Raw genomic sequence first — 13,073 nt, forward strand, 5'->3', positions numbered from 1 at the left:
GCGGTCAGTTCCCCGACAGCGGCAGCCGTACCTCGAAACGGCTGCCGCCGGGCCGGTTCTCGGCGGTGATGCGGCCCTGGTGCGCCTCGACCAGACCGGCCGCGATCGCCAAACCCATGCCGCTGCCGGTGGGTACGCCGTCGGCGGCGACCGGGGAGCGCGCGGCGGTGCCGCGATAGGCGACCTCGAAAATGCGCGGCAGGTCCGCCTCGGCGATCCCCGGCCCGGTGTCGTCGACCCGTGCCCACGCCTGACCGTCGGCGGTGCCCGCCGAGAGGGCGACCTCGCCGCCGGGCGGCGTATGCGCGATGGCATTGGACACCAGGTTGGTCAGCACCCGGCCGAGCGCCTGATCGTTCGCGGTGACGACGATGCGCGAATCCGGTTGTTCCGCACGGAGTTCGACCTGGGCGCGGGCCGCGGTCGGCCGGTTCGCGGCGAGTACCTCGTCGATCAGTTCCCGCAGATCCACCGGCTCCAGCTCGAGGCGCAGCGCGCCCGCGTTGATCTTCGACATCTCGAACAGGTCGTCGACCATGCGGGAGAGCCGATTCGTCTCGACGCCGATCTGCTCGGCGTAGGTCGCCACGTCGGCCTGTCCGCTGACGACACCGTCGGAGAGCGCTTCGGCCATCGCGCGAATGCCCGCCAGCGGAGTCCGCAGGTCATGGCTCACCCAGGCGACCAGCTCGCGGCGGGACTGCTCGGCCGCGCGCTCCTGTTCGAGGATCTGCTTCTCCCAGACCATCTTTCGGGCCTGCTCGCGCCCGAGCAGGATCGCGGCGGGGACGGTGACCGCCGCGACGATGCCGAGCACCACCGCGGTGCGCTGTAGCTCCTGGGTGAACATCAGCCCGCTGACCCCGATCACGCCCGCGAGGGTGGCCAGCGTCGGAATCAGCACCAGCACCGCCATGCTCGTGGTCACCGACCGATTCCTGGTGGTGCGCAGGATGATCGCGCCGACCAGGACCACCGGCAGCGAGCAGGCCAGCGAATAGATGACGAGCTGGGTGGTGTCCTCAGGCATCGACGGCTCCGTTGCCGGTGCGCGCCCACGCGTAACCGCGGCCCCACACGGTTTCGATGCGATGGCTGTCGCCGAGTTTGGCGCGCAGCCGTTTGATGTGCACGGTGACCGTGGACAGGTCGCCGAAATCCCAGCCCCACACCTTGGCGAGCAAGGCTTCCCGGCTGAACACCTGCTGCGGATGCTGCAGCAGGAAGACGAGCAGGTCGAACTCGCGCGGCGTCAGATCCACGGGCGCCCCGGCGACGAGGACGAGCCGGACCGCCGGGCGGATCTCCACGGCGCCGTCGCGCAGCACCGGATGGTCGCTGTCGCGCACCACCTGCGAGCGCCGCAGCACCGAGGCGACGCGCAGCGCGAGTTCCCGTGGGCTGAACGGCTTGGTGACGTAGTCGTCGGCGCCCGCCTCCAGGCCGAGTACCCGGTCGTCCTCGTCGCCGAGGGCGGTGAGCAGGATGACCGGCATGTCCGGTCGCGGGCCCGAGCGGATGCTGCGGCAGATCTCGATGCCGTCCGGCGCGGGCATCATCACGTCGAGCACGGCCAGCTCGATCACCTCGTCCGGATTCGCCAGCGCCGCCGAAGTGGTTGTGCCGTCCGCGGTTTCGCGTACCGTATGGCCGTCGCGCTCGAGATAGCGGCGGACCACGTCCCGGACGACGGGATCGTCGTCGGCGATCAGAATCGTCATGCCCTCACCAGTTCGTCAGGATCGTGTGGACCAGCAGCAGGGTCGCGGCGGCTTGCAGCGCGAGCCAGGGCCGGGCGGTGGCGCGCGGCAGAAAGGCGGTCGCGGCGAGCAACCAGATATCGAACGGTAGCCAGATTCGCTCGGTTTCCGCTTTGCTCAGCCCGCTGAGGTCTGCCGCGAGTATCGCGCACAGGGCCGCGGCGACCAGCAGCGCCGTCGGATCGAGGGCACGCAGCGGGCGCGGCGACAGCGCGCGGGACAGGCCTGCGACGGTCGCGAGGCCCACCGCGCACACCGTCGCGGCCAGGTTGCCCCACCACCAGTACGCATAGGACCGCTCACTGGCTATGCCCTGGTAGTAGCGCTGCACCACGAGGTGATAGCCGTCCAGCCACCAGAAGCCGGCCAGGGTGAACGCGACCACGACCACCAGCGCACCGGCCAGTGCGGGCAGCAGGGGCCGCGCGGTTCGGGCCGCGATCAGCACGGCCACGGCCGGAAGAGCCATCAGGACCAAGCCGTAGCTGAGATAGATGCCGAGCGCGAACAGAACGCCTGCGGCGATCGCGGCGCTGGTCTTGCCGCCGGGCCGCGCCGCGATCGCCAGTAATGCGACGGCCCAGGCGGTGACACCGGCGAACATGGCGTCCGCGGAAACCGCGATCCACAGCGCGGCGGGCGCGAGCACCAGGAACGGCAGCGCCGCCCGAGCTCGATCCTCGGCCCCGAGCGCCCGCAGCGCGACCGCGACGGCGAGCACCGCGCTGGTGCCGATCAGCAGGCAGGCCACGCCCGCCCACGCGCCGCCGCCGAGGCCGAGGCGGTCGAGCAGCACGAAGAAGAGCAACGCGCCCGGCGGATGCCCCGACACGTGCGTGGTCCACGAGTCCGGCTCGAAATCGAGGATGCGGTCGGCGAATCCGCGCAGCATCGCGCCGATGTCGGTGACGCCACCGACCTCGTGCAGATACTCGTTGGGATCGGTGAGCCGGCCGGCGAATCCGCGCTCCCAGCCGTCGACCATGGCGAGCGCGAACGCCCAGCCCAGCGCGGCCGCCCAGGAGACGGCGAGCAACGGACGCCAGGACAACCGGCGGGCGAGCGTGGGGCCCTGTGCCACAACGACAATCGCGAGAGCGATAGCCGGCCCGGTACCCCAGCCCGCGTGCGGCAACCAGTTGCCGAAGAGCGGTGCGGCGCCGGCGTACAGCTTGCTACGCCACGATTCGCCGGCGATTCGCGGGACGACGAAGGCCGCCGTGACGAGCACGGCGGCGCTGCCCGCGCCCACCAGGTCGCCACGGAGCCGGGCCCGCCGCGGGGGATCGAGGACGGAGGTATCGGGCACGGTTATCACGATAGGGCGGCAATCGAGCCGTCTATGCAGATCCCGGCGGTTTTTCTGATGATGTCACTGTTTCGTCACAGGTTTTCGGGCCGTTTCGCGGCCGCGACGGCTTAGCGTCGGCAGCGTGACTCGAACCCAGGTTGATCCTGCCGGAGTGACCGTCGTGATTCCGTGCCGGGACGAAGCTGATGCGTTGCCCGATGTGCTCGCCGCGCTACCCGCCGGATATCACGCCCTCGTGGTGGACAACGGCTCCACCGATGGCACCGGCGCCGTCGCGCGCAGCCGCGGCGCCACGGTGGTGCACGAGGCCAGACCGGGCTACGGCGCGGCCGTGCAGGCGGGCATCGCGGCGGCCCGCACCGAGTTGGTCGCGGTACTCGACGGCGACGGATCGATGGATCCGGCCGAACTGCCCGGCCTCGTCGAATTGGTGCGTGGCGGAGCCGATCTCGCGGTCGGCCGGCGACGGCCCACGCATGCCGGGGTCTGGCCCTGGCACGCCCGGCTCGGCAATCTGCTCGTCGCGCGCCGACTGCGACGCAAATACGGTCTGCCCGTGCACGATATCGCCGCGATGCGGGTGGCGCGGCGGGCCGGAATGCTGTCGCTCGGACCCTTGCACCAGCGGTCCGGCTATCCGCTCGAGCTGCTGGTCGGCGCGGCCGGCGCCGGTTGGCGGGTGGAGGAGCGGGATATCGTCTACCGGCCGCGCGCGGGCGGGGTGTCGAAGGTGTCGGGCTCGTGGCTCGGAACTTTGCGTGCCACCAAGGATTTCCTGGCGGTGCTGCGATGAGCTGCTGTCCGGCGACGCTGCTGGTGATCGCGAAGGCGCCCATCGCGGGCTTCGCCAAAACCCGGCTCTCTCCGCCGCTGACCCCGCACGAAGCGGCCACGGTGGCTGCCGCCGCACTGCTGGACACCCTCGAAGCGGTGCTGCGCAGCGAGGTCGCGCATCGGGTCGTCGCGTTCACCGGCGATCTGTCGGCGGCCGAATGCAGTGGTGAATTGGCAAGGGCGCTGGAGTCGTTCGAGGTCGTACCGCAACGTGGCACGGGTTTCGGTGCGCGCCTGGCGAACGCGCACGCCGATGCCGCGCGTTTCGGTGCGCCGGTATTCCAGATCGGGATGGACACGCCGCAGCTCGGCCCGGAGACCTTGACCGCGGCGGCGCGTGCGCTCGTCGCGGGTGACGGTGCGTTGCTCGGCCCGGCCGAGGACGGCGGCTGGTGGGGACTCGGATTACCGTCGCCGCAACCCGCGCGAGTGCTCGAGCATGTTCCGATGTCCACCGCTCGCACCGGCGAGTTGACGCGGAAGGCGTTGCAGCAGTGCGGGTACGCGGTGACCTCGCTGCCGCGATTCAGCGATGTCGATACCTTCGCCGATGCGCAACGGGTCGCCGCTGCTTCGCGCGGCCGATTCGCCGGGGAGATCCACCGGCTGCGTGAACGCGGGTTGGTGCGATCGTGAGCGGCGTCTGCGGCGTTCCGCGCCGGGCGGGCGGACTCCGCGTCCGCACCGGCCGTCTTGCCACGGCCGGCGGCGGCCGGCGCCGCGATGTGCTCCGCGCGCGCCTGGCCGGAGCGATCGGAGCTTTCGCCGCCGTAGTCGACCGCCCAGCACGGGAGGCGACGTCGTGAGCGGGATCGAGCTGGACGTGTTCGACCGCGCGCTGGCGGGCGAGAAGTGTTGGGTCCGAGATACGGACGGTGTGCGGCATAGCCTGCCGATGGAGCGGTGGCTGGGACTGTCCCGCGCGGATCGTCGTGCGGATCTGACGCTGACCAGATGTTGTGACGGTCCGACGGTGGATCTCGGCTGCGGGCCCGGCCGGTTGGTGGCGGCGCTGCTTCGGCGCGGTGTGCTGGCGCTGGGGGTGGACATCTCCCCAACCGCAGTGGCCATCACCAGGTTTCGTGGTGCGCCCGCGCTACGGCGTGATCTGTTCGGTCCGCTGCCCGGCACGGGACGCTGGGCCTACGCGCTGCTCGCCGACGGCAATATCGGGATCGGCGGCGACCCGGAGCGCATCCTCCGGCGTACCGCGTCCCTGCTCATGCCAGGCGGCGTCGCAGTCGTCGAGTTCGGCCGTCCCGGTACGGGTTCGGCCACTCGGCAGCTCCGCGTCGAGTCACGGGCGCACGTGGGCTGCTGGTTCCCGTGGGCCACGGTGAGCATCGACCATGCGGCAGATCTCGCGCGCGGCACCGGGTTTCGGGTGCTCGACACAGCGGACGTGGGCGGCAGGCACATCGCATGGTTGCGCAGTCGCCGAGTTTCCCGCGCCGCGATGCGATCGCGACCGGTTCGCGTCGGGGCATAGGAGGTCCGCGTGCTGGGCTGGGATGAGATCGGATCGGCCTGTCGAGTTCGACCGGGCGGATCCGGCGGATCATTCGGTCGCCGGGGCTTTCCGCCGTCGGTTGGCCATGGCGTAGTTGGTGCGGCGGTAGGCACGCTCCGTCTTCCTGTTCATGACTATTCGAGCATTCGAGGCGGTGTCCGATGACTGTGCACGAATCCGCTGAGCGCACGGGCGGATCGGACGATCGGTGGTACCGGGTGTCCGGCGCCCGCGGCCCGGAGGTGGCGAGCCGGGTGGGCCTCGCGCTCGGTGCGGCGATCCTGATCTGCTTTGTGACCGGGCTGCTGAGCCACTGGATTCAGCATCCGCCGAGCTGGTTCTGGTGGCCTGCGCACCCGGTGTGGCTGTACCGGTTGACGCAAGGGCTGCACGTCGTTTCGGGTGTCGCCGCGATTCCGATGCTGCTGGTGAAACTTTGGGCCGTGTACCCGAAGCTGTTCGAGCGCCCGGTGCTCGGATCGCCGCTGCGCATGCTGGAGCGCGGATCGATCGCGGTGCTGGTCGGCGCGATGGTGTTCGAGCTGTCGACCGGACTGTTGAACATCGCGCAGTACTACCCGTGGAAGTTCTTCTTTCGCACCGCGCATTACGCGATGGCCTTTGTCGCGACGGGTGCGTTGGCGGTGCACCTCGCGGTGAAGCTGCCGGTGATCCGGGCGGCGTTGAGCCGTCCGATCGATACGGAGCCCGCAGACCGCGAGGCTGCAGAAGGGGCGGGCGCGCGCCATGTTTCACGACGGACGGTGCTGACCGCGGCTTGCGTTTCCGCGGGCGCGGCGACCTTGGCGATGGCCGGTCAGACGGTTCCGTTCCTGCGCTGGGCCGCTGTGCTCGCACCGCGTAGTGGCGAAGGGCCGCAGGGACTTCCGGTCAACAGGACCGCCGCGTCCGCCGGTGTCGGCGGGCCGGCGCGGGCAGCGGACTATCGGCTGATCGTCCAGGTCGGTGACCGGAAACGCGCCTTCACCAGGGACGAACTGTTGGCCATGCCGCAGACGCGGGCCAGGTTGCCGATCGCCTGTGTCGAGGGCTGGAGTGCCACCGCCGACTGGTCCGGTGTGCGCCTGCGTGATCTGCTCGCCGCGGTGGGACCGTATCCCGGTGGTGACGTACATTTCCGATCGCTGGAGACCAACGGCATCTATGCGAGTTCGACACTGCCGCAACGACATGTCGCCGACGCGGACACGCTGGTGGCGCTGTCGTTGAACGGCGCGACGCTCGACCTCGACCACGGCTACCCGTGCCGCCTCATCGCGCCCAGCCGGCCGGGAGTGCTGCAGACGAAATGGCTTTCGACGATCGAGGCCCGATCATGACCGTGATTCGGCTGTTGTTGCTGCTGGCGGGCGGCTGGCTCGGGTGGTACGGGATCACGTTGCTGCTCGACTTCCCGCGGGCGGACCTGATCTCGATCGCCGTGTGGTTCGCGGGTGGCATCCTGTTGCACGACGCGGTTTTCGCGCCGCTGTGCGCCGCGGCCGGCGTCACCGCTCGCCGGTTCCTGCCGGGCATCTGGTGGGGACCTGCCGCGTGCGGTGCGGTTTGTACGGTGGCGCTGCTGGCGATCGCCGCGCCCGTGCTCGACCGCGGTCACGCCATGCCGGACAACCCCACGGTGCTGGACCGGAACTATCCCCTCGGCCTGGTGGCCGCGCTGGTAATGGTCTGGATGCTGGTGGGTGCCGCCGGGGCGGCGAAACTCGTAGATCGGCGCCGCCGGCGCGACACCACGACCCGAAGGAGCACTTCGTGACCACCTACGACGACCTGCGCGCTCTGTTCGTCAACTGCACTTTGAAACGCTCGCCCGAGGTGAGCAACACGCAGGGCCTGATCGATATCAGTGCCCGCATCATGGCGAAGAACGGCGTGCAGGTCGCCCAGATCCGGGCCGTCGATCACGACATCGCCTTCGGCGTCTGGCCCGACATGACCGAGCACGGCTGGCCCACCGACGAATGGCCCGCACTGCAACGGCAGGTGATGGACGCCGACATCCTGGTGCTGGCGGGCCCGATCTGGTTGGGCGACAACAGTTCCGTCACCAAACAGGTCATCGAGCGGCTCTACGCCAACTCGTCGATCCTCAACGAGCACGGCCAGTACGCGTACTACGGCCGCGTGGGCGGCTGCCTCATCACCGGCAACGAGGACGGGGTCAAGCACTGCGCGATGAACATCCTCTACAGCCTGCAGCATCTCGGCTACACCATCCCGCCGCAGGCCGACGCGGGCTGGATCGGCGAAGCGGGCCCCGGCCCGTCCTATCTCGATCCCGGCTCCGGCGGCCCCGACAACGATTTCACCAACCGCAACACCACCTTCATGACCTGGAACCTGCTGCACCTGGCCCGAATGCTCAAGGACGCCAACGGCATCCCCGCCCACGGCAACCAGCGCTCGGAGTGGGACGCCGGCTGTCGCTTCGATTTCGAGAACCCCGAATACCGCTGATCGCCGCCGGACACGCAAGGGCCGGTGGGCGTAGACGCCACCGGCCCTTGCGCTTTCGCACCGCTACCCGCGGAACGGGTACCGCTGGTCGAGGTCGAGGTTCAACTCGACCACGTTGACCCGTGGTTCGCCGAGGAAGCCCAGTGTGCGGCCGTCGGTGTGCGCGTCCACCACCTGACGGACCTGACCCTCGGAGATGTTGCGCGCCTTGGCGACTCGGGCGACCTGGAGGTCCGCGTACCGCGGCGAGATATGCGGGTCCAGGCCACTGCCGCTGGCGGTTACCGCGTCGGAGGGCACCGGGGTGTCGACCGGGGCGTCGCCGAAGATCGGCACGATCCGGCCCGCCGCGTAGTCCTCGCCGGGCTGGGCGCACTCGACCTGGACGCCCTTGTAGGCGGACAGAAACGGCGTCGCCGGGCACGCCTCGTTGACGCTCACGACCCGGGTGGGATGGGCCACCTCGCCGCGGCCGTCGCGCGGCCCGATCACCGAGAGCACCGCGCCCACACCGGTCTTCGTGCAGAACGGCCGGGCGCCGTCGACCCCCTCACGGTCGGCGATCGCCTTGCTGCGGGCGCAGACGGTGGACAGCAGGCTCAGCTTGGTCTCGGCCGGATCGGCGGCGAGCGTGTCCACGATGCTTTCCGGACCCAGGTTGGACGCGGCGGTGCCCATCGGGTCGTACCCGTTGGTCCCGGCCGCGGAGGGCCTGCTCTGGAAGTACTGCACCAGCGCGTTGCCGTCGGTGTCGGTGAACGACTGGCCGATCAGGCTGGAGCCGACGACGGTGCCGCCGGATCTCACCAGCGACCCGTCCGCCTTGTCGTGCAGGCCGGGTAACTGAGCCACGGCGAAAACCACCAGGGGATAGGCGATTCCGGTGATCGCGGTGAGCACCAGCAGCGCGCGCAGTGCGGCCACGTGCTGCCGGATCCAGGTCGAAGTACGCATGTCAGGACATCCCGGGGAGGAGTTGGACGACGAGGTCGATGAGTTTGATGCCGATGAACGGCGCGATGATGCCGCCGAGGCCGTAGATCGTCAGGTTGCGGCTCAACAACTTCGACGCGTTGCTCGGCGTGTAGTTCACGCCGCGCAGTGAGAGCGGGATCAGCGCGACGATGACGATCGCGTTGAAGATCACCGCGGACAGGATCGCCGACTGCGGGCTGGCCAGTCGCATGATGTTGAGCTTGTCCAGGCCGGGGAACAGCGCGATGAACAGCGCGGGCAGGATCGCGAAGTATTTGGCGATGTCGTTGGCGATCGAGAAGGTGGTCAGCGCCCCGCGGGTGATGAGCAGCTGCTTGCCGATCTCGACGATCTCGATGAGCTTGGTCGGGTCCGAGTCCAGATCGACCATGTTGCCCGCTTCTTTGGCGGCCGAGGTGCCGGTGTTCATCGCGACGCCGACGTCGGCCTGGGCGAGCGCGGGCGCGTCGTTGGTGCCGTCGCCGGTCATCGCGACCAGCCGGCCGCCGTCCTGTTCCTTCTTGATCAACGCCAGCTTGTCCTCCGGCGTCGCCTCGGCGAGGAAGTCGTCGACGCCCGCTTCGTCGGCGATCGCCTTGGCGGTCAACGGATTGTCGCCGGTGACCATGACGGTGCGAATGCCCATCCGGCGCATCTCGTCGAACCGCTCGCGCATGCCCTGCTTGACGACGTCCTTGAGATGGATCACGCCCAGCAGCCGGGCGGTGCCGTCCTTCAGCTCGCCGACCACCAGTGGGGTGCCGCCGGAGGCGGATACGCCGTCCACGGTCACGCCGACGTCGGTGGGCACCACGCCGCCCTGGGCGCGCACCCATTCGATCACCGCGCTCGCGGCGCCCTTGCGCAGCTGGTGCCCGCCGGTGAGGTCGACACCCGACATCCGGGTCTGCGCGGTGAATTCCACCCAGGTGGCGCCTTTCAGCTCACCGGGTGTGCGCTCGCGCTTGCCGAACGCCTGCTTCGCATACACGACGATGGAACGGCCTTCGGGAGTTTCGTCGGCGAGGCTGGACAGTTGCGCCGCGTCGGCCAGTTCGTCGGCCGAAATACCGGGCATCGGAACGAAATCCGAGGCTTGCCGATTGCCGAGGGTGATGGTGCCGGTCTTGTCCAGCAGCAGCGTGTTCACATCGCCCGCGGCCTCGACCGCGCGGCCGGACATGGCCAGCACGTTGCGCTGGACGAGCCGGTCCATGCCCGCGATGCCGATGGCGGACAGCAGGGCGCCGATGGTGGTCGGAATAAGGCATACCAGCAGCGAGACCAGCACGATGCCGGTGATGCCGTTGACGTCCAGCGCCGCCGTGTCCGGCACGCCGGGGTTGTTCGCCTTCGAGAAGATCGCCAGCGGCTGCAAGGTCACCACCGCGAACACGAAGATGACGGTGAGCGAGGCGAGCAGGATGTTCAGCGCGATCTCGTTCGGCGTCTTCTGCCTGCTCGCGCCCTCGACCAGGGCGATCATCTTGTCGATGAAGCTCTTGCCGGGCTCCTGGGTGATCTTGACGACGATCCGGTCGGACAGCACCGTGGTGCCGCCGGTGACCGCCGAACGGTCCCCGCCGGATTCCCGGATGACCGGCGCGGATTCGCCGGTGATCGCCGACTCGTCCACCGAGGCAATGCCTTCCACGACATCGCCGTCGCCGGGGACGACCTGGCCGGCCTCGACCACCACGTGGTCGCCGCGCTGCAACTCCGGCGCCGCGACGCCTTCCTCGACGATCGGGCCACCCGGCGTCCAGTCGACCAGTCGCCGGGCCACGGTGTCGGTCTTGGCTTTTCGCAACGTGTCGGCCTGGGCCTTGCCGCGCCCTTCGGCGACCGCCTCGGCCAGATTCGCGAAAATGACGGTGAGCCAGAGCCATACGACGATCGTCCAGGCGAAGAAACTGGGGTCGGTGATCGCCAGCACGGTGGACCAGACGGCGCCGAGCTCGACGATGAACATCACCGGATTGCGCCACATGGTGCGCGGATCGAGTTTGCGCACCGCGTCCGGCAGTGAGGTCAGCAGCATCTTCGGGTCGAGCGCACCGCGCGGCACCCGGCCGGCGTTGTGCTCGAGTTGCTTCTTCGACTCGTTGAACTCGTCCGGAACTTCGGCGACTTCAGTAGTGGGACTCGTCATTTCAGTGGATTCCTTCAGCGAGCGGCCCGAGCGCGAGTGCGGGCAGGAAGGTGAGCGCGACCAGGATCACGGTCACGCCGACGACCATGCCGACGAACTGCGGCCGGTGCGTCGGCAGCGTGCCGATCGACTCGGGTGTGCTGCCCTGCTGGGCCAGCGAACCGGCCAGCGCGAGCACGAAGATGATGGGCAGGAACCGGCCGAAGACCATCGCCAGGCCGAGCGCGGTGTTGTACCACTCGGTATTGCCGGACAGGCCGGCGAAGGCCGAACCGTTGTTGTTGGCCGCGGAAGTGAAGGCGTACAGCACTTCCGAGAGTCCGTGCGGTCCGGAGTTCAGCATGCTCGCGCGTTGTCCGGGCATGGCCATCGCAAGCGCGGTGCCCACCAGCACGATCAACGGGCTCACCAGGAAATACGAAGCGGCGAGCTTGATCTCGCGCGGCGTGATCTTCTTGCCGAGGTACTCCGGTGTCCGTCCGACCATCAGACCCGCGACGAAAACGGTGATCACCGCGAGGATCAGCATGCCGTAGAGCCCGGAACCCGTTCCGCCCGGCGCTACTTCGCCGAGCTGCATGTTGAACATCGTCATCATGCCGCCGAGGCTGGTGTAGGAGTCGTGGAACGAATCGACCGCGCCGGTCGAGGTGAGCGTCGTCGCGGATGCGAAGGTCGCGGAATCGGCCACGCCGAAACGGGTTTCGACGCCCTCGAGAGACGCGCCGATCGCGGTCGGCACGGTGCCGTGGTGCGCGAGCTGGAAGACGTTCTGCAACACCGTGCTGACCAGCGCGATGGTGCCCATCACGGCGACGATGGCGTAGCCCTGCTTCTTGCTGCCGACCATGCGGCCGAAGGTGCGCGGCAGCGAGAAGCTGATCATCAGGATCAGGAAGATCTCCACCCAGTTGGTCCAGGTGGTCGGGTTCTCGAACGGATGCGATGAGTTGGCGTTGTAGAAGCCGCCGCCGTTGGTGCCGAGTTCCTTGATCACCTCCTGGCTGGCCACCGGGCCGCCGGGAATGGTCTGCGCGCTGCCGTTCAGCGTCTGTGCGAACTGATCGTGCAGGTGGAAGTTCTGGATCGCGCCGCCGGCGACCAGCACGATGGCGAACACGAATGCGATCGGCAGCAGGATGCGCAGGGTGCCGCGGACCAGATCGACCCAGAAGTTGCCCAGGTCGCCGGTGTGCCTGCGGGCGAAGCCGCGCACCAGCGCGACCGCCACCGCCATGCCGACGGCGGCGGAGACGAAGTTCTGCACCGCGAGCCCGGCCATCTGCACCAGGTGACCCTGGGTCGACTCACCGGAGTAGTTCTGCCAGTTCGTGTTCGTCACGAAGCTGACCGCGGTGTTCCAGGCCAGCGCCGGCGTCATCTCGGTGGCCGGGTCGTTCAGGTGCAGCGGCAGTTTGCCCTGCAACAACTGGAAGAAGAAAAGGAAGAGGATGCCCACCGCGGAGAAGGCCAGCACGCTACGGGCGTAGACGCCCCAGGTCTGCTCCACCTCGGGTTGCACGCCGATGGTCTGGTAGATGACCCGTTCCGCACGGGAGTGTTTGCGCCCGTTGTAGACCCGGAACATGTAGTCGCCGAGCGGCACATGCACCAGGGCGAGCGCGATGATCAGGGAAGCGACGAACGCGATCCCCGCTGTTGTCGTGTTCACCTAGAACCTCTCGGGGAAAAGCAGCGCGGCGATCATGTAGATCGCCACTGCGATGGCGAGAACCAAACCGATCAGGTTCGCGATCACAGCTTTTCCACCCCCCGCTGGATCAGGCCCAGCAGCGCGAAGATCGCCACGGTCAGCACCGTGAACACCACGACAGACATGTCTAACCAACCTCCATCAGCGCTCGTGTTGTCGAGCGCACCAGGGCGAGTCAAGTCTTCGTTCCGGGTCCTGCCGAGGTTCCTTACGACTCCTTTGCGGGTGGAATCATTGCCTTTGCGCTTCGTTTACACCTCGGCCCGGGATCAGTGAAAGGATGCCGTCAAAAGCCGCCGCGATACCGTCAACACACCGTAAAGATCCAGCTCAACCGC

At 68.6% G+C, this 13,073-nt stretch carries 14 protein-coding genes; 6 read left to right on the forward strand and 8 right to left on the reverse strand.

Annotated elements, in window-relative coordinates; all coding sequences use genetic code 11:
* Positions 1-4: 4 nt before the first annotated feature.
* Genes TY25_RS03970 through TY25_RS03980 form a run of 3 tightly spaced genes read right to left on the reverse strand, consistent with a single transcriptional unit; the run spans position 5 to position 3,069 of the window.
* Positions 5-1,030, reverse strand: a complete 1,026-nt coding sequence (locus TY25_RS03970) for a sensor histidine kinase (protein WP_042254132.1) — start codon at positions 1,028-1,030, stop codon at positions 5-7.
* Positions 1,023-1,721 carry a response regulator transcription factor gene (locus TY25_RS03975; protein WP_042254134.1) on the reverse strand — a complete coding sequence of 233 codons (699 nt, stop codon included), beginning with the start codon at positions 1,719-1,721 and terminating at the stop codon, positions 1,023-1,025. Before TY25_RS03975 ends, TY25_RS03970 begins: the two co-directional genes overlap by 8 nt.
* A gap of 4 nt (positions 1,722-1,725) precedes the next feature.
* Positions 1,726-3,069: a membrane protein gene (locus TY25_RS03980; protein WP_042254135.1), complete on the reverse strand. Its 1,344-nt coding sequence runs from the start codon at positions 3,067-3,069 to the stop codon at positions 1,726-1,728.
* A gap of 154 nt (positions 3,070-3,223) precedes the next feature.
* On the opposite strand from TY25_RS03980, the gene TY25_RS03985 reads away from it, so the two are divergent.
* From TY25_RS03985 to TY25_RS04010, 6 genes are all read left to right on the forward strand, one after another.
* Positions 3,224-3,865 (forward strand): glycosyltransferase family 2 protein, encoded by a 642-nt coding sequence (locus tag TY25_RS03985; protein ID WP_088607173.1) that lies wholly within the window; start codon positions 3,224-3,226, stop codon positions 3,863-3,865.
* A complete protein-coding gene (locus TY25_RS03990; RefSeq protein WP_042254137.1) occupies positions 3,862-4,542 on the forward strand; it encodes a TIGR04282 family arsenosugar biosynthesis glycosyltransferase in 681 nt (226 codons plus the stop codon). The genes TY25_RS03985 and TY25_RS03990 overlap by 4 nt, the downstream gene beginning before the upstream one ends.
* A 166-nt stretch (positions 4,543-4,708) precedes the next feature.
* Complete coding sequence (locus tag TY25_RS03995; RefSeq protein WP_052382776.1) at positions 4,709-5,395, forward strand: methyltransferase domain-containing protein; 687 nt, start codon at positions 4,709-4,711, stop codon at positions 5,393-5,395.
* A 182-nt stretch (positions 5,396-5,577) separates the two neighbouring features.
* Positions 5,578-6,756, forward strand: a complete 1,179-nt coding sequence (locus TY25_RS04000; RefSeq protein ID WP_042254138.1) for a molybdopterin-dependent oxidoreductase — start codon at positions 5,578-5,580, stop codon at positions 6,754-6,756.
* Positions 6,753-7,193 (forward strand): hypothetical protein, encoded by a 441-nt coding sequence (locus tag TY25_RS04005; RefSeq protein WP_042254139.1) that lies wholly within the window; start codon positions 6,753-6,755, stop codon positions 7,191-7,193. Before TY25_RS04000 ends, TY25_RS04005 begins: the two co-directional genes overlap by 4 nt.
* Positions 7,190-7,894, forward strand: coding sequence for a flavodoxin family protein (locus TY25_RS04010; RefSeq protein WP_042254140.1), 705 nt, complete (start codon positions 7,190-7,192; stop codon positions 7,892-7,894). Before TY25_RS04005 ends, TY25_RS04010 begins: the two co-directional genes overlap by 4 nt.
* A gap of 63 nt (positions 7,895-7,957) precedes the next feature.
* Here the strand turns inward: TY25_RS04010 and TY25_RS04015 are convergent, their stop codons facing one another.
* Genes TY25_RS04015 through TY25_RS43885 form a run of 5 tightly spaced genes read right to left on the reverse strand, consistent with a single transcriptional unit; the run spans position 7,958 to position 12,914 of the window.
* The gene (locus tag TY25_RS04015; protein WP_042254141.1) at positions 7,958-8,848 is read right to left on the reverse strand and encodes a potassium-transporting ATPase subunit C; all 891 of its coding nucleotides are present in this window, start codon (positions 8,846-8,848) and stop codon (positions 7,958-7,960) included.
* A gap of 1 nt (position 8,849) precedes the next feature.
* Positions 8,850-11,021 (reverse strand): potassium-transporting ATPase subunit KdpB, encoded by a 2,172-nt coding sequence (gene kdpB, locus TY25_RS04020; protein WP_042254142.1) that lies wholly within the window; start codon positions 11,019-11,021, stop codon positions 8,850-8,852.
* A 1-nt stretch (position 11,022) separates the two neighbouring features.
* Complete coding sequence (gene kdpA, locus TY25_RS04025) at positions 11,023-12,693, reverse strand: potassium-transporting ATPase subunit KdpA (RefSeq protein WP_042254143.1); 1,671 nt, start codon at positions 12,691-12,693, stop codon at positions 11,023-11,025.
* The gene (locus TY25_RS44630) at positions 12,694-12,780 is read right to left on the reverse strand and encodes a potassium-transporting ATPase subunit F (RefSeq protein ID WP_226887541.1); all 87 of its coding nucleotides are present in this window, start codon (positions 12,778-12,780) and stop codon (positions 12,694-12,696) included.
* Complete coding sequence (locus tag TY25_RS43885) at positions 12,777-12,914, reverse strand: hypothetical protein (protein ID WP_226887555.1); 138 nt, start codon at positions 12,912-12,914, stop codon at positions 12,777-12,779. Before TY25_RS43885 ends, TY25_RS44630 begins: the two co-directional genes overlap by 4 nt.
* Positions 12,915-13,073: the final 159 nt, after the last annotated feature.

The organism is Nocardia brasiliensis NBRC 14402 (genome assembly GCF_000308475.2).
Taxonomy (GTDB): Bacteria; Actinomycetota; Actinomycetes; order Mycobacteriales; family Mycobacteriaceae; genus Nocardia; species Nocardia brasiliensis.

What these genes read in the sequence shown, in the direction of transcription:
- TY25_RS03970 (WP_042254132.1), bottom strand. Translation starts at nt 1,030, where the DNA reads ATGCCTGAGGACACCACCCAGCTCGTCATCTATTCGCTGGCCTGCTCG.
- TY25_RS03975 (WP_042254134.1), bottom strand. Translation starts at nt 1,721, where the DNA reads ATGACGATTCTGATCGCCGACGACGATCCCGTCGTCCGGGACGTGGTC.
- TY25_RS03990 (WP_042254137.1), top strand. Translation starts at nt 3,862, where the DNA reads ATGAGCTGCTGTCCGGCGACGCTGCTGGTGATCGCGAAGGCGCCCATC.
- TY25_RS04000 (WP_042254138.1), top strand. Translation starts at nt 5,578, where the DNA reads ATGACTGTGCACGAATCCGCTGAGCGCACGGGCGGATCGGACGATCGG.
- TY25_RS04005 (WP_042254139.1), top strand. Translation starts at nt 6,753, where the DNA reads ATGACCGTGATTCGGCTGTTGTTGCTGCTGGCGGGCGGCTGGCTCGGG.
- TY25_RS04015 (WP_042254141.1), bottom strand. Translation starts at nt 8,848, where the DNA reads ATGCGTACTTCGACCTGGATCCGGCAGCACGTGGCCGCACTGCGCGCG.
- kdpB (WP_042254142.1), bottom strand. Translation starts at nt 11,021, where the DNA reads ATGACGAGTCCCACTACTGAAGTCGCCGAAGTTCCGGACGAGTTCAAC.